This is a genomic window from Pedobacter terrae, from assembly GCF_900100705.1.
Lineage (GTDB): Bacteria > Bacteroidota > Bacteroidia > Sphingobacteriales > Sphingobacteriaceae > Pedobacter > Pedobacter terrae.
Genome location: NZ_FNCH01000007.1, coordinates 42,751 through 61,494 on the forward strand (window position 1 = coordinate 42,751; position 18,744 = coordinate 61,494).

At 37.5% G+C, this 18,744-nt stretch carries 22 protein-coding genes and 1 pseudogene; 9 read left to right on the forward strand and 14 right to left on the reverse strand.

Features of this window, described 5'->3' with window-relative positions; translation table 11 throughout:
• Nucleotides 1-59: 59 nt before the first annotated feature.
• The 6 genes from iscX (at nt 60) to BLR60_RS10520 (ending at nt 4,378) form a co-directional block, all read left to right on the forward strand.
• On the forward strand, nt 60-302 hold the full coding sequence (iscX, locus tag BLR60_RS10495) for a Fe-S cluster assembly protein IscX (protein WP_090499518.1): 243 nt from the start codon (nt 60-62) through the stop codon (nt 300-302).
• Between the two features lie 79 nt (nt 303-381).
• Complete coding sequence (locus tag BLR60_RS10500) at nt 382-909, forward strand: KdsC family phosphatase (RefSeq protein WP_090499520.1); 528 nt, start codon at nt 382-384, stop codon at nt 907-909.
• A 780-nt stretch (nt 910-1,689) separates the two neighbouring features.
• On the forward strand, nt 1,690-2,520 hold the full coding sequence (locus tag BLR60_RS10505) for a universal stress protein (protein ID WP_090499521.1): 831 nt from the start codon (nt 1,690-1,692) through the stop codon (nt 2,518-2,520).
• Between the two features lie 103 nt (nt 2,521-2,623).
• Nucleotides 2,624-3,013 (forward strand): Spy/CpxP family protein refolding chaperone, encoded by a 390-nt coding sequence (locus BLR60_RS10510; RefSeq protein ID WP_090499523.1) that lies wholly within the window; start codon nt 2,624-2,626, stop codon nt 3,011-3,013.
• A 68-nt stretch (nt 3,014-3,081) separates the two neighbouring features.
• Entirely contained in the window at nt 3,082-3,648 is a 567-nt protein-coding gene (locus tag BLR60_RS10515) for a Maf family protein (protein ID WP_090499525.1), read from the forward strand.
• Between the two features lie 52 nt (nt 3,649-3,700).
• Nucleotides 3,701-4,378 (forward strand): hypothetical protein, encoded by a 678-nt coding sequence (locus BLR60_RS10520; RefSeq protein ID WP_090499527.1) that lies wholly within the window; start codon nt 3,701-3,703, stop codon nt 4,376-4,378.
• Between the two features lie 162 nt (nt 4,379-4,540).
• Here BLR60_RS10520 and BLR60_RS10525 read toward each other — a convergent pair whose 3' ends face one another.
• Nucleotides 4,541-5,455: a Ppx/GppA phosphatase family protein gene (locus BLR60_RS10525; protein ID WP_090499529.1), complete on the reverse strand. Its 915-nt coding sequence runs from the start codon at nt 5,453-5,455 to the stop codon at nt 4,541-4,543.
• A gap of 443 nt (nt 5,456-5,898) precedes the next feature.
• Nucleotides 5,899-6,615, reverse strand: a complete 717-nt coding sequence (locus BLR60_RS10530; protein ID WP_090499531.1) for a DUF72 domain-containing protein — start codon at nt 6,613-6,615, stop codon at nt 5,899-5,901.
• 493 nt (nt 6,616-7,108) lie between these two features.
• Between BLR60_RS10530 and BLR60_RS10535 the strand changes: the two genes are divergently transcribed.
• On the forward strand, nt 7,109-8,059 hold the full coding sequence (locus BLR60_RS10535) for a YiiG family protein (protein WP_090499533.1): 951 nt from the start codon (nt 7,109-7,111) through the stop codon (nt 8,057-8,059).
• Between the two features lie 58 nt (nt 8,060-8,117).
• Here the strand turns inward: BLR60_RS10535 and dnaJ are convergent, their stop codons facing one another.
• The 5 genes from dnaJ to BLR60_RS10560 all read right to left on the reverse strand — a co-directional run bounded on the left by dnaJ (nt 8,118) and on the right by BLR60_RS10560 (nt 12,052).
• A complete protein-coding gene (dnaJ, locus tag BLR60_RS10540) occupies nt 8,118-9,281 on the reverse strand; it encodes a molecular chaperone DnaJ (protein WP_090499535.1) in 1,164 nt (387 codons plus the stop codon).
• Between the two features lie 89 nt (nt 9,282-9,370).
• Nucleotides 9,371-9,952, reverse strand: a complete 582-nt coding sequence (locus BLR60_RS10545) for a nucleotide exchange factor GrpE (RefSeq protein ID WP_090499878.1) — start codon at nt 9,950-9,952, stop codon at nt 9,371-9,373.
• 126 nt (nt 9,953-10,078) lie between these two features.
• Nucleotides 10,079-10,762, reverse strand: coding sequence for a cell division ATP-binding protein FtsE (locus BLR60_RS10550; protein ID WP_090499537.1), 684 nt, complete (start codon nt 10,760-10,762; stop codon nt 10,079-10,081).
• A gap of 1 nt (nt 10,763) precedes the next feature.
• A complete protein-coding gene (locus BLR60_RS10555) occupies nt 10,764-10,967 on the reverse strand; it encodes a hypothetical protein (protein WP_057932355.1) in 204 nt (67 codons plus the stop codon).
• Nucleotides 10,968-11,035: 68 nt separating this feature from the next.
• Nucleotides 11,036-12,052, reverse strand: coding sequence for an acyl-CoA reductase (locus tag BLR60_RS10560; protein ID WP_090499539.1), 1,017 nt, complete (start codon nt 12,050-12,052; stop codon nt 11,036-11,038).
• Between the two features lie 78 nt (nt 12,053-12,130).
• On the opposite strand from BLR60_RS10560, the gene BLR60_RS10565 reads away from it, so the two are divergent.
• A complete protein-coding gene (locus tag BLR60_RS10565; protein ID WP_025143125.1) occupies nt 12,131-12,481 on the forward strand; it encodes a 4Fe-4S dicluster domain-containing protein in 351 nt (116 codons plus the stop codon).
• A gap of 365 nt (nt 12,482-12,846) precedes the next feature.
• On the opposite strand, the gene BLR60_RS10570 is transcribed toward BLR60_RS10565, so the two are convergent.
• Nucleotides 12,847-13,299 (reverse strand): universal stress protein, encoded by a 453-nt coding sequence (locus tag BLR60_RS10570; protein WP_090499881.1) that lies wholly within the window; start codon nt 13,297-13,299, stop codon nt 12,847-12,849.
• 109 nt (nt 13,300-13,408) lie between these two features.
• Here BLR60_RS10570 and BLR60_RS10575 point away from each other — a divergent pair, with 109 nt between their 5' ends.
• Nucleotides 13,409-14,194: a C40 family peptidase gene (locus BLR60_RS10575; protein WP_090499541.1), complete on the forward strand. Its 786-nt coding sequence runs from the start codon at nt 13,409-13,411 to the stop codon at nt 14,192-14,194.
• 173 nt (nt 14,195-14,367) lie between these two features.
• Here BLR60_RS10575 and BLR60_RS10580 read toward each other — a convergent pair whose 3' ends face one another.
• The 6 genes and pseudogenes from BLR60_RS10580 to hisH form a co-directional block, all read right to left on the reverse strand.
• Nucleotides 14,368-15,264, reverse strand: a complete 897-nt coding sequence (locus BLR60_RS10580) for a WD40 repeat domain-containing protein (RefSeq protein WP_090499544.1) — start codon at nt 15,262-15,264, stop codon at nt 14,368-14,370.
• 75 nt (nt 15,265-15,339) lie between these two features.
• Nucleotides 15,340-15,963: a bifunctional phosphoribosyl-AMP cyclohydrolase/phosphoribosyl-ATP diphosphatase HisIE gene (gene hisIE / locus BLR60_RS10585; RefSeq protein ID WP_090499546.1), complete on the reverse strand. Its 624-nt coding sequence runs from the start codon at nt 15,961-15,963 to the stop codon at nt 15,340-15,342.
• A gap of 40 nt (nt 15,964-16,003) precedes the next feature.
• On the reverse strand, nt 16,004-16,867 hold the full coding sequence (gene hisF, locus BLR60_RS10590) for an imidazole glycerol phosphate synthase subunit HisF (protein ID WP_090499882.1): 864 nt from the start codon (nt 16,865-16,867) through the stop codon (nt 16,004-16,006).
• Nucleotides 16,867-17,141: pseudogene (locus tag BLR60_RS24660) on the reverse strand (endonuclease domain-containing protein). Before BLR60_RS24660 ends, hisF begins: the two are co-directional and overlap by 1 nt.
• A gap of 96 nt (nt 17,142-17,237) precedes the next feature.
• A complete protein-coding gene (gene hisA, locus BLR60_RS10595; RefSeq protein ID WP_090499548.1) occupies nt 17,238-17,987 on the reverse strand; it encodes a 1-(5-phosphoribosyl)-5-[(5-phosphoribosylamino)methylideneamino]imidazole-4-carboxamide isomerase in 750 nt (249 codons plus the stop codon).
• 1 nt (nt 17,988) lies between these two features.
• The gene (gene hisH, locus BLR60_RS10600) at nt 17,989-18,582 is read right to left on the reverse strand and encodes an imidazole glycerol phosphate synthase subunit HisH (RefSeq protein WP_090499550.1); all 594 of its coding nucleotides are present in this window, start codon (nt 18,580-18,582) and stop codon (nt 17,989-17,991) included.
• Between the last annotated feature and the right edge of the window lie 162 nt (nt 18,583-18,744).

The window sequence follows — 18,744 nt, forward strand, 5'->3', positions numbered from 1 at the left end:
TTAGCCGATTTAAACAGTTAACCGATTAACCAATTCAAACAATTAACCAACAACAAAACATGAATAACGATAAATTTGCATTACCTTTTTACTGGAACGATTATGAAGATATTGCCATGTCTTTATATGAGAAATTTGGCGATGATTTTACAGAAGCCAAAATCTACCGCGTTCGCTTTACCGAACTTTTAGAATGGGTTTTATCATTGCCTAATTTTAAAGGAACCCGTGAGGAAAGCAATGAAGGCCACTTGGAGCAAATTCAATCTGCCTGGGTTTACGAATGGAGAGATAACCAGTAATTTTAGTTTGGAGTAAAGAGTTTGGAGTTTAAAGGCTCCATTCTACTCTCAACTCCAAACCCCAAACTCCCAGCTAAATATGTTTCTTCAGAAATTAAAAGAAATTTCCACGTTCATTTTTGATGTAGATGGTGTGCTTACTGATGGATCGGTACAAGTTACTGATAGTGGTCAGTCTTTGCGCACTTTTAACATTAAAGATGGTTATGCCATGCAATTGGCGGTTAAAAAAGGCTATAATATTTGTATTATATCTGGCGGAGATGGTATTGCGATGGGGAAGCGTTTCTTTAATCTGGGTATAACCGATGTTTTCCTGGGAACAGGAGATAAGGTGGCCATTTTTAATCAATATCTTCAGGATAAGAATATCACTGCAGGAGAAGTGCTTTACATGGGCGACGATATTCCCGATTTAAAAGTGATGAAACTTGTAGGGCTTCCAACATGCCCAGCCGATGCCGTAGAAGAAATAAAAGCGATATCTACATTCATTTCTCCATATAACGGGGGCAAAACTGCTGTGCGTGATATTATCGAGAAGGTAATGAAAGTTCAGGGCAGATGGTTCGACGAAAACCCAAATGCTGCAGATTCTGGGAAATAGGTTTATTGGTTCACTTGTCATTAGTTTATTGGTATGGCTAGTAGAATATTGTTCATTCCTTCTCTCGAGCTGTCAATCCTGAGCGTAGTCGAGAGATCTTTCTACAAGTATTTTAAGAAATAATTTAGTCGTAGATTTCTCCACTTGGTCGTTGCAAATTGAGCATTGGTTATTTGCTTACCACAAGTGTCAATCCTGATCGATAATTTATGGTGTAAAAATCAATATGAGTGACGTACAATTGTGTTCTTTTGTTCTACGGCGCAGTCTTGCCTCTGCTCGCCGCCGAAGGGCTCTTACTTTTTGACATCAAAAAGTAACAAAACCGAGGCATTACCGAGCTCATTAATACAAATAAAACAATAGACAACAACCATTAATAAACTGCCGGCTGAAAATTTATTCATTGGATGTTACATTTTCAGCGGCATTCATGAAGGCTTCGCCGTTTTCTTTCAAAGCCAGTGGCAAGGCCTGGTCAGTGGGACCCGAAAAATTTATTAGGCCGGATTTAAGTAGAACGTAGATTCGGTGACATGGCCTAGCTGGATGGAAATGCATAGTTCGATAAGTCGATCATTAATAAGTGATTTTGAAATAACGTCAATGGTAGCGTAGTCGAAGAATCTTAGCTATGTTACTCCATACCAGAATGACGTTCACGTTATAAATCTCCGCCTCCAAAATTTGCAATACATCAAATTATATACGAAATTTACATCAACAAATTAATCAATCGATTGATTAATTTGTTGATGTAAAAAACATAATATTAATCATATGAGTACATATCTTGTGCCTGTCGATTTTTCTAAAACAGCTGATCATGCAGCGAAATATGCGGCCAGGTTGAGTTTTGCAATGACGAACTCAAAAATTATACTGCTTAATGCCTACTACGTTTCAGAATACGAGAGTATCCTGCCAACACCCGATTTAATTGTTACCACAGATGCCCAAATCGCCGATGAAGTTACGAGGAGGCTGGAAGCACTCGAAAAACTAAAGTCAAAAATGTTGGAGATCAACCCCATGGCCGAAATAGAGGTTGCTTTAAGTAGGGAAACCTTATTAAGATCAATCATCGATCGCGTAAACAGGGAAGAGATTGAAGTTATTATTATCGGTAGTAATGGTAAAAAAGCAAAAGACGAAAGTGATATTGGTTCTAATGCGATTAAAATTTCTAAATCAAGTCCGGTTCCTGTTTTAGTTGTTCCACCAAAGGCCGATTATCAATCTATCCGTAAAGCTATTTTAGCCTGCGATTTTAAAAAGGTTAAGGAGGTGATTCCCGTGCATGCACTTAAAAATATTTTAAGCAAACACGCTTTAACACTTTTGGTGCTCAATATCAATTCGGGTCATGCAGTTAACCAACAGGAGGAGCAGATTTTACACGAAATGCTCAAAGATTTTTTACCTTCATATCATTACGTCGATCATCCTGATACCATTAAAGGAATTGTAAAATTTGCCAAAAATGAAGAAGCCCAGTTAATTATCGCACTTCCAAAGAAATATAGTTTTTTTGAACGCTTACTGCACGAAAGTGTATCCCAAAGGTTAACCATTAAATCGCATGTTCCGGTGTTATTATTAAAAGATTGATCTATTTTATTCTGCAACAGCTAAGTTACACGGCAACGTTAAACTTTCATTTCTTTTTGCACTCCAACAAACTCAATTTTGACCAAAAACAACAAAGAAAAACATGAAAAAGTTAATGATGATTTGCGGATTAATGCTAGGCTTAGCTGGTTTCGCTAACGCGCAGCAAGGTGGTGGACAAGGTAGAATGATGATGAAACCTGAAGAAAGAGTAAAACTGTTAGACGAAAAATTAAAGTTATCTGATGATCAGAAAACAAAACTAACTACCGTTTTTACCGAACAGGCCGAAACCATGAAAAAAATGCGTGAAGAGATGCAAGGTGGGGGGGATAGAGATGCGATGAGAGAGAAAATACAAAAAATGCGTGCCGATAATGATGCCAAAGTAACTGCAATATTAACAGACGATCAGAAAAAAGCTTACGAAGCTTGGCAAAAAGAGCAACGTGCGGAGATGGAAAAACGTAGACAGGGTGGTGGAAATAACTAATCCTGTTAAAATAAAAAATAAGAAAGCGGCTTTATGTCGCTTTTCTTATTTTAGCAAAAAAATAAAATATGCCAGCCAATTTTCCTCCCATTATTTTAGCCTCTAAATCGCCCCGTCGACAAGAACTTTTAAACCTTATGGGCTTAGCTTTTAAAGTCGAGTTGAAAGATGTGGATGAAAGTTATCCATCCGATTTAAGTCCGGCAGAAATAGCAGTTTATATTTCAGAAAAAAAGGCCAGGGCCTTTACTGCTGATGGCGAAATAGTGATTACTGCTGATACCATTGTGGCATTAAACGGAGAAATTTTAGGTAAACCAGAAGATCGGAAACATGCACAGGAAATGTTGAAAAAGCTATCGGGGAGTAAACACGAGGTTTTTACAGGGGTAACGCTTGCCAGGGGAGATCAGGTACATTCATTTTATGATCGTACCGTTGTTTATTGCAAGGCGGTTACAGCAGCAGAAATTGATTTCTATATTGATAACTATAAACCCTTTGACAAGGCAGGTAGCTATGGTGTGCAAGATTGGTGGGGTATTGTTGTGGTAGAGCGCATAGAAGGTTCTTATACAAACGTAATGGGCTTACCAACAGAAAAGCTTTATAACGAGTTGCTGAAGTTTATTTAAAGCTTCTTGTGGAATCCCGCTGAAAGTTTCATCATCTAAGAAAATTAGCCTGATGAAAAATAAAATTAACGAAGTGACTATAGCCGAACCCTGTGCACAAAACTGGGATGAAATGATAAAGGGCGAAGGCTTTAATTTCTGTACAGCTTGCAGTAAAAAGGTAATCGATTTTTCTGGCTATACCAATGCCCAAATCATTAACGTATTGGCAAATGCAGGTTCTGCTGTATGCGGTCGAATGAGCCAAAGCCAGTTAAACCAGCTGAACTATCATTTAACTATTGTGCCAACAAATAATAGAAACTGGATGAAATACCTCGGCGTACTGGCTATCGGTATGAGCATTTTTATGATGGATGCCAAGGCTGAAAATTTCAGGGAGCCGATTGAAATAAATAAAAACATAGTCACTAAAACAGACCATAAAAAACCGATTATACCTAAAAGAATATTTGGCTATATTATAGGGGTAGATAAAAAGCCAGTTGCAGGAATTAGGTTATCTATTTTAGATACAAAATATGCTGCCTTAACTGATAAAAATGGCCGATACGAAATTGTTCTGGATAATAAGTTTGATATCAGTAAAAACCAACTGATGGTAGAGAGCCTCCGTTATTCAGCATTTTTGACCCTCGATTTTTCTAAAGAAAAACAAAATAACCTTGAGCTTAAGCAAGTTGAGCCTATGATTATGGGTAGGATGTTGATTGCACCAAAAAAGAAGTAATTTTCAAATGAATATAGGCAAGGTCTATATGAAGCAGTATCATGATATAGAATTGTCATCCTTGAGTTTGTCGAAAGAACAGTTTTAAATGTCTTACATAGCTTTTCGACAGGCTCAACGTGACAAATGCAAAGGAATTACATTTTATGATACGGCCTTATTTTACATCAGGCTGGCCAAAACGCCCATTTTTAAATCATAAGTAGAGAGCATTAACCGGTTTATTTTCACTCTTCCTAATACGTAGTTTGTAATTAAGGCGGCAATCACAATCATATCAACCCGTAACGGAATAATGCCTGGCATTTCTACGCGCTGCTGGTGTGTAGAATTGATCAGTTTCAATGCAACGTCAATATAATCATCATAGTTAAACAGGTACATTTTTAGCTGTTCAATGGCTATATTCTGGTGATGCTTTCCGGTAACCAATTCGGCAAATGTTTCGAATGCACCAGCCGAGCCAATCAAGATTTGTGGTTTATATTTTTCACAGATTTCGAAAAGATCTTCTAACTGTTCTTGGATGTGAAAAAGCATGTTCTGTTTTTCGGAATCGGAAAGCGGATCAGATTTAAAGAATTTTTGCATTAACCGTGCTGCACCTATGTTATAACTTTTCTTCCAGATTAATTTTTCGGTGTCGCAAAGGATAAATTCCACACTGCCGCCACCAATATCCATAATTAATGATGGTTCCTGTATAGCACCGCTCAATTTCACACCCCGATAAATCAGTTCAGCTTCCTCATCACCACTAATGGTTTCGATCTTTATTCCGGTTCTTTCATTTACTGCATTTACGAAATCTTTCCCATTTTCTGCACTCCTAACAGCTGAAGTTGCAGTGGCCCTAACCACATCAACCTGATAGTCAGTGATGGTTTTGCCAAAATCTTTCAGACAATTAATTCCTCTTTCAAAGGCTGCCGGAATGATCATGTTATCATTAATCCTTCCTTCTCCCAATTTAACAGGTACATTGGTTTTATATAAGATTTCTGGCTGGTTTCCTGCTGTTTCAGCAATAAGTAAGTGGAAGGTATTGGTTCCAAGATCGATAACGGCAACACGCATATTTTTCGTTTTATGTTTTTTGGGAAAGCAGATACAGTATTGCTTCGGGAGCTGCAGTCCTGCTATCCATTAAATTTCGTTAATGTTAGTGCTAAATTAATTTAGTGTACCGAAATATCATTGCGATCAGGTTTATTTTTTACGTTAGTAGGTTTTGGCAAGATAGCGAAGGGTTAAGAAAATTCCCATGGTGTCGGATGTTATCATCTGACATGAAGAAAAATCAAAGATAACCATCTTACATTTTGTTAAAATGCCAAAAGTAGTCAGATGGTAACGTCTTCTGCACTAATATGGTTCTGCGATCCAAAATAGTAGAACAAGCCGCTGTTAATAAACGGGATAGTAGCGGCAGCTCCCGAATTTTCATCGGGACTACAGCGTATAGCCCGGCTAACATTCAAATAATCACTGCAATTGCTTTTCTGCAAAATTGCAACCAATTAAAGTTTTTCCAATTCGTGCAATTGTTTTGCATTATGCAATGCACCAACGCCCCAGGTATTATTAAAATAAACAAATACCTCCTTACTGTCTTCAATCAGATTTTTGAAATTCCGAATCGTTTTCAAATCGTATTCAGATTTATACAATATAGGTTTTCCATGAAAACGGTAATAAATAGTTTCTGTATTCCTAATTACATCATCAGGTAGATCGGAAGGATAACTTTGTCCGCTAAAGGTGATGTTGTTTTTAGCCAATGTTTTATAAATCTCTTCGTCAAACCAGCTGATGTGACGAAATTCTACAACATTTTTGAAATCGGGTTTTAAATTTTCAATCAATAGATTTAACTTTTCAGTACTGTAATCAAACTTCGGTGGAAACTGAAAAAGAACACAACCTAATTTTTCCTTTAATCCGATTTGAATAGTCTTATAAAAATCATCTATAAGTTGCTCACATTCGTGAAACTGTTTATAATGCGTAATAAGCCGTGGCGCCTTAATGGTAAATAAGAAATCATCCGGACTCTCATCATACCACTTATCGAACGATTTTTGAGTTGGCATTTTGTAAAAGGTAGAATTAATTTCTATGGTGTTAAAATGTTCGCAATAGTATTTGAACCAATCTTTTTGCGCCAAGCCTTTCGGATAAAAGACCTCTTTCCATTCCCGGTAATAGAAACCTGAACAACCAATTCTCCATTTCATATATAGGAAACAGGCATTAGGAAGAAAGGTTTATGAGCCATTAGAGATAGCTATAAAAAGGATCAGAGAAATACCAATATAAGCGGATAGCTTTAAATAAATATTATTTCTTTTACCTGTAAAGCCTAAGGTAAGATTAATAAGGAAATAAAATACGGAGAGTATAAATAATCCCATAGTTGGGGAGTGTTGACCTTTTTGATGCGCAGGCTTTTCTGATGCTGCATCAAAAAAAAATAATGCTGGCTAAGGCCCATCCAACAATAAAAATTATAAATATCGTCCAGGCAATGGGATGCTTTTTAAAGGCTTTGAAGAATTCTTCCATATTAGTTAATATGCTCTGATCGTTTTGGTAACCTTAATTTCATTCATTTGACTAATTGGTAGGCATCTAAAAAGATGTCAAAATCATAAAGCACTTTACTCGCTACAACTTTTTGGTTTAAAAATTGCTCTGATCGGAGATCAGATTGATGAAAATTATTATACTATGAAAACTATCTTAAAATTAACGGCCCTTGCGCTTACACTATCTTTTACGGCATGTAAAAACGATAAGAAAAAAGACGATAACGCTAAAACTGCTTATGCCGAAGCAGATGAAAAAGATGTAAATACCATTATTGAATATAATAATGTGATGGTCGGTTTTACGGATAAAAACAACGATTATATCAAACGTATTGAGGATAACATCATTAAAATTGAAAAAGGACTACAAAATCCAAATGATCATTTTGCTTTTATTGGTTTAATCCAACCTTTTTCGATACCTGCAATTAATAGAAGCGGGCTAAAGCCTGATACCCCACCTAACGCTTTAAATAAAGATGATCAGAAATTTTTTAAGGAGAATGTAACCGCAATGACTGGTTTATTGGATAAAATCAAGGAAACGTATAAATCTTTAGATGAATATATCAAGGCAGAAGACTGGAAGGATGATAAGGGAACTAAAGGAAAAGCGTTGATAGATTCTATTTATAGTATGGGTAAAAAATACTATACGCATGATGATTTGGTTTTGGCCAAATTAAACCTCATTGGAGATGATGCGGAACGTGTAATTTTGAAGACACATCCTTTAAAGGAATACATATTTGCGCTAAAAGATGACCGTAGCGCAACCGCTGCATTTACCAAATTAATGGCCAGTAATAAAAATTATAAATCAATAGAGGCTAAAGCTAAAGCTGCTTATCAAGCCCTGGAAGATCAGCATCATAAGCACGAAGCTATGGCTGCACCAGATGCAACTAAATATCCTGGCAAAGACGGCTATTTTAAAAATTTCAACGAAAGGTTAAATGATTATTTAATTGCTGCAAGAAAAATGATGCGGGATGCTTCTACATCTGGTAAACTAACTGATTATAATATTGAAGAATTGGTTCGCCACCAAGATAATATGCGTTCTGCCTACAACAATTTTGTAGATTAATATGATAAGCAAAAAAGCCGATGTCAAAAACATCGGCTTTTCAATTATATTGAATTACTTACTCAAAGTATTCTTTCATTCTTTCGAAAAAGCTCTTATCGTTTTTACCTGGTTGAGGCTTAAAGTTCGGAGATTCGCGCAATTTCTCCAAAACATTACGTTCGTCGCTACTTAAAGCTTTTGGTGTCCAAATGTTGATGTGGATAATTTCATCACCTCTATGGTAAGAATTTACCTCTGGTAAACCTTTGCCCTTTAAGCGCAATAATTTTCCACTTTGCGTACCTGGCTCAATTTTGATTTTAGCTTTACCATCAATTGTTGGTACTTCAATGCTCATCCCTAAAGCAGCATCAACAAAACTTAAATGCAAATCGTAAACTACGTTATTGCCTTCACGTTTTAAAGTTTCGTGCGGAGTCTCTTCAATTAAGATAATTAAATCACCCGGAATGCCTCCGTTAGGTGCTGCATTTCCTTTGCCGCTCATGCTTAATTGCATACCTTCACTTACACCTGCAGGAATATTGATGGTGATGGTTTCTTCGCCGCGCACAACACCATCGCCATGGCATACATTACATTTTGCAGTAATTTGCTGACCGCTTCCGTTACAGGTAGGGCAGGTAGATGCGGTTTGCATCTGGCCTAAAATAGTATTCGTTACCCGGCGTACCTGGCCGCTACCACCACAGGTACCACAGGTACTTACTGATGATTTATCTTTTGCTCCGGAACCATCACAGGTTTTACAAACAATTAGTTTATTAACCTTGATTTTCTTTTCAGCACCATGTGCAATTTCTTCGAGGGTTAATTTAACTTTTATACGTAGGTTGGTACCTTTAGCCACACGACGGCCGCCACGTTGCTGGCCACCACCACCGCCGCCAAAAAAGCTTTCGAATGGGTTGTGTCCACCAAAAATATCTCCAAAATTACTGAAGATATCATCCATGTTCATATTGCCACCACCATAGCCACCTGATGCACTACTACCTACACCGGCATGGCCGAACTGATCGTAACGCTGTTTCTTTTCGGGACTGCTTAAAACTTCGTAAGCTTCGGCAGCTTCTTTAAATTGATCTTCAGCCGCTTTATCTCCCGGATTTTTATCTGGGTGATATTTGATCGCCATCTTACGGTACGCTTTCTTAATCTCGTCAGCACCTGCGCTTTTGGTTACGCCCAATACGTCGTAATAATCTCTTTTACTCATCTTTTTTTATAAAATGATTGCGTGATTGAGTGATGGGATGAAAGAATATCAATTCAATCATTCAAAATTCAATCATTCAATAATTATTTTTACGCTCCAACAACCACTTTAGCGAAGCGGATCACATTCTCATTTAAGGTATAACCTTTTTCAACCTCGTCTATAACCTTACCCTTTAAATCTTCGGTAGGGGCCGGAATATTGGTAATAGCCTCGTGGAAATCAGTGTTAAAAGGCTGGTTGATGCTTTCTACATCTTTTAAACCTTTTTGTGCTAAAGTATTTTTTAATTTATTGCTTACTAATAAAATACCTTCTTTAACCGGGGCCACTTCAGTAGCGCTTTCCATTGCTTTTAACGCACGGTCAAAATCATCTAAAACCGGTAAAAGTGAAACAATCACATCTTTACCAGCAGTTTGTAATAACTCTACACGCTCTTTTTGCGTACGGCGTTTGTAATTGTCGAATTCTGCATATAAACGCAGATATTTATCGTTAAGCTGTTGAACCTCTGCCTGCAATTTCTCTTCGGCAGTTAATTCCGGTGCTTGCTCAGTCTCATTTGCAGTGGCATCAGCATTTTCTACGTTTTCAGTAGTGTTTTCTGATGTGTTTTCAGGATTCATTATATTTTCTTCTTTATCGTGATTTTTCTTCTTATTAAACATAATATAAGGCTGAATTTTTTGTGTTAATCTCAACTATTTTGCCATAAACGTAAATCAGCCAAGCTGTCAGATTTATGAATGATTATCTGAACAGATTGGCTGATTAGCTGACGGATGTCAGAATTTTTATGCTATTTGTGCATCTTCGTGAACGATGCCATTTTCACATTTGATAATGCGCGATGGAAAAGTACGGATGATGTGGTAATCATGTGTGGCCATTAAAACTGCCGTTCCGGCTTGACTGATCTGCTTAAGGAGGGTTACAATTTCTTCAGAAGTTTCAGGATCTAAGTTACCCGTTGGCTCATCTGCCAGGATAATTTCAGGATCGTTAAGCAAAGCCCTTGCAATTACAATACGCTGCTGCTCGCCACCCGAAATTTCGTGTGGCATTTTTTTGATCTTCGAGCGCAAACCCACTTTATCTAAAACATCTTTGATACGCTCATTAATCAGCTTTTCGTCTTTCCAGCCCGTTGCTTTAAGCACAAACTCGAGGTTTTTTTCTATCGTCCTATCGGTAAGCAATTGAAAATCCTGAAAAACCACCCCCAATTTACGGCGCAAAAACGGCACCTGACTTTCTTTTAGATTTTTAAGGTCGAAGCCGGCAATATTGCCATCGCCATTCCCAATATGCAAGTCGCCATATAATATTTTAAGCAAGCTGCTCTTACCTGACCCAGTTTGGCCGATTAGGAATACAAATTCGTCTTTTTCGATGTGTAAATTTACATTGGAGAGGACTAAATGTTTCTGTTGAAAAACATCAACATTGCTTAAATGAATTACTGAATTGCCTGCCATATTATATTTCTAATTTTGCAATCTGCCCGAAAGGCAAATCTTTAACCATTTCCATAATGTATTCTTGCTTGTCGCCAAGTCCGAGTTTTTCCAGCGATTTATCGGGTCTGTCTACCCTAAAATAAGCTAAAAGTGTAAACTTGTCATCTCTTAACTGTACGTAATCTGGAATTTTGGCTATGCCTTTAACTTTTACGATATACATTGTGCCCAAAAATAGCTATTTAAGCTGAAAGACCAAAGGAGAAAGCTGAAAGACTAAAGTGGAGAAATTTAATTAAGACTGTTTAAGAAATCAACTGTATTTACATTATCAGCATAATCCCAAAGTTTTGGATGCTGGCTTTGGCCAAAGCTGAATGTAGTTAAATGCACGGGAGCTTTCGTAATGATACATTGGATACTTTCCGATTTATCCGCTAACTTATCTTTTACTTCCTGAAGATCATTGTATTCCTCATAAAATAGGACAGCCAGGGGCGATGTAAAGCTTTCATCTTCTTTTAACAATAAAAAGCCATTATCAAAATGTTTGGCAGCATTAACCAGGTAAATGGATTTATTATAATCGTAATTGTTCTGGTACTTAAAATGATTAATAATGGGCTGAAAACTTTCTATACCTTCATAGAAATTAGCAATGTCATACCCTTTTGGAAGATATATTTTAGAAACATTTCTACAGCCCAAGCCAAAATAATCAAAAATATCGTTGCCCAGGTTTTGGATATCCTCAAAACTTTCAGAACCATCTAGCACGGCCACACTATTCCTGTTTTTGCGGATAATGTTAGGTACTTTACTGAAATAATAATCAAAATACCTGGATGAATTGTTACTTCCGGTTGCAATTACAGCATCGAAGTCTTTTAAACGTTCTACATATTCAATTTTATCTGCAAAAGCTGGTTCAATAGTAATCAATTCGGCCAGAACAGTTTTAATCAGTTTGTCATCTGATGAAGAAAGCTTGATCAAGGCTATGTTTCCTGTCGCTAAAACGCATAAAACATCGTGTAAGCCTACCAAAGGAATGTTTCCTGCCAGGATTAAACCAACTTTTTTAGGCGATGTACTAAGCTTTACCGATTGAAACCAAAGGGCTAAATCAGTTTGATTTAGCATCTCGGCAAATGATAAGATAGATTTTTTAATATTTTCCTGAGTAAACCACGCATTGGCACTTTCTGCACTATAAAGTGTATTTCCTAGTATGTCAGTAGGGTTTATAAGCTTTCTGCCGAGTTCACCAAATGCGATTATTGCTTTTTCTTGAGTTAATGCTGACATATTTAGAATTATTATTAATGGATTATATCTTATATTTGCAGCGCAAAGGTAAACTAAGCAAAAGAATTAGACGAAAACATGGCAATTAAAATAACAGATGAGTGTATAAATTGTGGGGCATGCGAACCAGAATGTCCAAATAACGCAATTTACGATGCCGGAACTGCATGGCGTTTTTCTGATGGTACGAATTTAAATGGTATCATTGATTTTGGTAATCAACAGATAGAAGCTGATGCCGCTCAGGAAGCAGTTTCTGATGAGGTATATTATATTGTATCCGATAAGTGTACGGAGTGTAAAGGTTTTCATGACGAGCCTCAGTGTGCCGCCGTTTGTCCGGTTGATTGTTGTGTAGACGACGAAGATATCCGCGAAACAGAAGAAGAATTATTGGCTAAGAAAGCCTGGTTACACCAGGAAGGATAGGCCTTTACTATATATTAGAATTGAAGTCTTACTTAAAGTGAGACTTTTTTGTTTAAAAAGGATTTCAGTTGACAGTTTTCAATTACAAAGTAACAAGTTTCAGACACAAATAAAACCGATGTCTCATCCTAAGTTTCGTCATTTCGACGGTAACTCAGCGGAATGGAGAAATCTATTTAGCACATTTCTGTCTCGGTCGAAATGACAATACTTCGAGACAACGGTGTTGATATTGGCGTTTTTGTAACGATTAACCAATTTAAACAGTTAATCGATTAACCAGCAAAATAGCGGTTCATTGACCAATAATTTCTATCACGGATATATTTTGCATCATGCTAACCACTAACTATTGAACCAATAAACTAATCTACCTCACTCTTATTAGGGATTATCAAAACAGGACAAGCCGATTTTCGGGCCACATGTTCGGCAACGCTTCCCATTAGAAAGTGGTACAAACCCGTACGTCCATAAGTACCTATTACAATTAGATCAGATCCCCATTCGTCTGATTGCTGGATGATACCATGTGCTGCGGTATCAACAACGCTCAAATAAGTGGTGGTTATCCCTTTTCCGTATTTGGTCTCTATCTCTTTTAGTAAAATGTGGCTGTTTTCTTCACTGTTATCATAAGTTTCTAAGAAAACCGGGGCCAGTGTTAAGTCAGGGTTTACATTAGCTGGAATAGGTTCGATAATGTTAACCAACGCAACTTCTGCATCAAATTTTTCAGCCATATCGTAACCGGCTTTTGCTGCTTTTTCCGAGCAAGTACTGTTATCAACGGCAATTAATATTTTTTTAAAATTCATGGCAGGTTTATTTAAAAATGAATAGCATAAAAATAACAAATTTGTGTTCAAAATGTTAGGCATTGGATGTATTTTATTAGTTTTACAATAGTTTCACGAGCAGATTTAAATGGAAAATCAATACGGTATTTGTAGAGTCGCGGTAGCCCCCTTAAGAGCTGATGCATCAGATAAAGCTGAAATTGTTTCGCAACTTTTATTCGGCGATCACGTCGAAATTATTCAGAAAGAAGACCGGTGGTGGCTGATTCAGAATGGTTATGATGGTTATGAAGGCTGGATGGATTTCAGGCAGTTATCTCCAATCAGTCAGGATCAATTTGTAGAAATGCACGATTGTAAATTATTAGCCCCTTTAAGTTTCAATAATGTGTTAACCGCTAATGATGGCAGTTTATATCATTTAAGTCCGGCAAGTAATCTTCCCTTTTTTAAAGATGGATATTGTTATGCCGGTGAAGAAAAGTTTAAATTAAACTTTGAAGCATACGATAATCTTGCTGTTGATTTTATAGACAAAGTTACCGAAACAGCAAAATTTTTTCAAAATATCCCATATTTATGGGGAGGAAGGCATTTGTTTGGCTTAGATTGCTCTGGTTTTGTACAAACCGTATTTAAAATGCTGGGAATTAAATTAAACCGTGATGCTGCTCAGCAGGCTGAACAGGGTGAACTTGTTGGTTTCCTTTCCGAGTGCAAAGCCGGTGATGTCGCCTTTTTTGATAACGATGAAGGCCGGATCACTCACGTGGGCATTATGCTGAGCCCGAATGAAATCATTCATTCCTCAGCAAAAGTAAAGATTGATCCAATTGATGACCAGGGGATTTTTAATAAAGAGCTGGGTAAATACTCACATAAATTGAGAATTATTAAACGTTTTGTGGAATAATTTTCCGAAATGTATATTATTCAAACAAGATGCGCTTTGCTTTAATTACCCTGCAATCGTCTTGCTGAACTTGTTTCAGCATCTTTTCTGTGAGATAGACCCTGAAATAAATCCGATAACTATCGGATCAGGGTGACGACAACAATTAATGACCAACATAAATACATCTTAAATTACTCCATTTCCCAGACGATTACCTGCCGGTCATCTCCTGTAGAAATGAGGTATTTGCCATCGTGGCTCCATATAATTTTATTAATGGAATGGGTGTGGCCAATTCCAGCCTTCTCCAGACTTAATATTTTATAGAGTTTAAAACTTTCTGCATCCCAGAGTTTAATACTTTTATCCTGGCTGCTGGTGGCAAAATAGGGCAGGGTAGGGTGGAACGCAATATTATACACGGTAAACATATGGGCAGGAACAGTTTCCCTCAATGCATAATTGGGAAGATCCCATATTTTTAGCTGCGCATCTCTACTGCCCGAGATTAAATATTTACCTGTTGGGTGATAGGCCAGAGCCGTAACCGGAAGTTTATGTCCTTCAAGGTTTTGCTTCAGGCTATAATCGCTTAGGTTGTAAATTTTAATCAGGTGGTCTTTACAGCCAAATGCAATTTCTGTCTCATCCGGAGAGATGGCAATGGTCCTCACGGTATCATAAGCTGCCTGAAAGCGGTAAATCTCTTTAAAATCAGTTAACGACCAAACTGCAACGGTTCCATCTTCGCCCGTGGTTAAAAGCTCATTTTTACTTTTTACTGTTTGTATATCGAAAATAGGTTTGGTATGTGCATTAACCCTAATAATTACCTTTTGTTCTTTCAGGTCGTAAACACTAAAAGCACCACTTCTTTCGCCAACAAATAATTGATGGTTATAATAATGCAGACAATAAACAGAACTTTGTACCGGCATTTTAACCTTTACAAAGGCCATTTTGGCTAAAGACCATTCTACAATACCCTTGTCGTTACCCGCACTAAAAAATAATTCCTCCTGATCCGAGTGGGCAAGAGCATAAACAGGGTTTTGATGTCCGGGGAAGGTGTGTAAGTGTTTGAGCATGAGGGGAGGTTGGATGGGAGGAAGGTTGGATGGAAGGTGTTGATACTTGAACTTAAATCCTTCCAGCCTTCTACCTTATTTATGCCTTTTTTCTAAATTTTTTGCAATATCTTCAATAGATAATCCCTTTTCTTTTAATAAAAATAAAAGATGGAAGATAAGATCTGATGCTTCGCCAATAAGTTCTTCTTCTGATTCTGCCAATGCAGCGATTACGGTTTCAACACCCTCTTCGCCAACTTTTTGCGCAATTTTATTGAGCCCCTTGTTACGCATTTTGTTAATGTACGAACCTTCAACCGGGTTTTCATAACGATCATTAATGATATTTTCGAGTTCGAAAATGAAATTCTGGTTGAAATCTGTTTTAAAACAGCTACGACTACCGGTATGGCAGGTTGGACCAACAGCATCAGCTTTGATCAGAATGGTATCGTTGTCACAGTCTACAAAAATTTCTTTAACAAACAGAAAGTTGTTGCTGGTTTCTCCTTTGGTCCAAAGGCGGTTTTTGGAACGCGAAAAGAAAGTTACTTTACCTTCTGCCTGTGTTTTCTCCAGTGCTTCAGCATTCATATAACCCAGCATTAAAACCTCTAAAGTTTTGTAATCTTGAATAACTACCGGGACCCCCCAGCCCCCTGAAGGGGGAGTTTTGCCAAAGTCAATTTGGCTAACATCTATATTTTTTTTAATCATTTAAGTATTTTATTTTAAGTCCCCTTTAGGGATTTAGGGGTTATATTCTTACCGGAATATTATTCCTTTTCAATTCTTGTTTTAAATCCGGAATCAGGATTTCGCCATAATGAAATACCGAGGCTGCGAGTGCGGCATCAACATTGGCTTTATGAAAAACTTCTGTAAAATGATCCATATTGCCGGCGCCACCAGATGCAATAATCGGGATATTGATCATTTGGTTTACTTTTTCCAATAATCTGCAGTCAAAGCCAGCTTTAGTACCATCGTGGTCCATAGAGGTTAACAAAATCTCACCAGCACCTAAATCTTCTGCCTGCTTGATCCAATTTTCTGTTTCCAGTTCAGTAATTAACCTTCCACCATTTAAATGGACCATATTTTTGCCGTCTACATTTTTGGTGTCAACAGCTAAAACCACAAACTGTACACCAAAAGCTTTGGCCAGTTCTTCAATCAGTTTAGGATTGCGCACGGCTGCAGAGTTAATGCTGATTTTATCGGCACCAGCATTTAGAAGTGCCTCAGCATCGGCAATTTCTGTTATTCCACCACCAATGGTAAATGGAATGTTTAACTGCCGCGCAACCGATTTCACCATTACAATCATAGTCTTCCGACGCTCGTGCGTGGCCGTAATATCCAGAAATACCAATTCGTCCGCGCCTTGCTGTGCATATTGTGCAGCCAACTCCACAGGATCGCCCGCATCGCGTAAATCAACAAAATTTACACCTTTTACCGTACGGCCGTCTTTAACGTCTAAACAAGGAATTATTCTTTTTGAAAGCCCTCTGCCCCCTAAAGGGGGAGATGCAAACTGCTTAGCCTGTATGGCTTCTTTTATCTTTTCCAAAACTGAGTCTAAATTATTGTAAAGTTCAGTGTTTTTGAATCTCATTATCTTAATCCAAATCCTTCGAGAACTTTTTGTCTTTCAATATCATTATTAATAACCTCTGGTAGATCATGAATGCTCCCATCTAATTCGATAATTAATTTGCTTCATGACAGTAAAAGTCAGCGATAAAACATGAAATTGGGTGTTGCCTTCTAAATTTTAATCCTAATTGCTTATTACTGATAACTTGCCATAGCAAATTTTCTGCCTCTGTGACATTGTTTCTTAGGCGCTTAGCATTTTCAAAAATTATATTCGATGCACCATAAAACATATTAGGTTCATTGACTTTTAAAAGATCAAATCATCCTCATTTATTTTATAGGTCATATTTAATTACGCTAAGCCCCCCCTTTAGGGGGCTGGGGGGTTAGATACTAGACAAGGCTTTCAAATTCCATTCTTTAATTTCTTCGATGGTAATCCGGTCTTCGTAAATGGCTTTGCCCACCACTACACTTCTAATTGGATATTTAGCCAGTTCGTAAATATCTTCCATTGAACTTACACCACCAGAAGCAATTAACTTGATCATTGGTGAGTGTTCCAGTAGTTTTTGATATAATTCAATCGCTGCGCCACCTAATTTTCCATCCTTGCTGATATCGGTGCATAAGAAACGGAAAAATCCCAATGAAAGGCATTTATCCACGTAATCCATCAGTTTAATCGGCGAACTTTCCATCCAGCCCGAATATTTGATTACTTCATCTAAAACGTCGATAGCAATAACTATACGGTTGGCGTAGTCATCTTTTTTTGCAAAAGTCTCGCTTAATTGAGATAAAAAATCAGGATTGGTAATGGCTTGCGTGCCTACAATTACACGGTGTATACCGGCATCAAGCAAATTGTTAACCTGCTCAATGGTTCTGATCCCACCACCATACTGCACTTTCATATCGGTTTTTTTAATAATCTCGAAGAGTGCTTTTTGATTGCTAAAATCACCTTTAGCTCCATTTAAATCGATAATATGGATAAAATCTGTACCATTTGAACGGTATTTTTCAATCATTTCAGAAATGGAAACATCATATTCCGTTTTTTGGTTGTAATCGCCTTCACGAAGACGGACAACTTTTCCATCCAAAATATCAATAGCAGGTATTATGTACATTTTATAAGCTTAAGTTTGAAAAATTTTTTAATACTATTTCACCGGCTTTTCCCGATTTTTCGGGATGAAATTGAACGCCGTAAAAATTATCTTTTTGTACCGCTGCCGAAAACTTTAAACCATAATCAGCAGATGCAATATCAAAAGTAGGGTTATATTCAATAAAGTACGAATGCACGAAGTAAAATTGTGTATTATCTTCAACACCTTCAAATAATGAATTGTTTTTTGGTTTCACAGCGTTCCAGCCCATGTGTGGAATCTTGATATTCAGTGACTTGTCGAATTTTTTGGTTTTCACGGGAACAATATTCAATAATGCGGCGTCTCCCTCTTCAGAATGTTCAGTAATGAGCTGCATGCCCACACAGATACCAAGAACTGGTTTAGTTAATTTTTTTATCGCTTCAACAAGGCCTGTTCCCTTTAGTTTTTCCATGGCAGCACCGGCATGGCCAACACCCGGGATGATGATATGGCTATATTTTTCGAGGTCATTTTCTGTATTTACCATGCCGTAGGTTACGTTTAAGCGGTCTAATGCTGCGGTAAGAGAGAAAATATTGCCTGCTCCGTAGTTTATAATTCCAACCATAGTTTAATAGTTCAGATTTCTTTTTTATAGGTTTGAAAATGAAAGTCAGTTTTTCATCGGGCCTGTAGTCCCGCTATCGCTTATAGTCCTCGCTACGCTGCGGGCTATTCCGCTCTATCGGGTTTATTTAACAGCGGATGGGCGTTAAAACCCTCCGCCTTA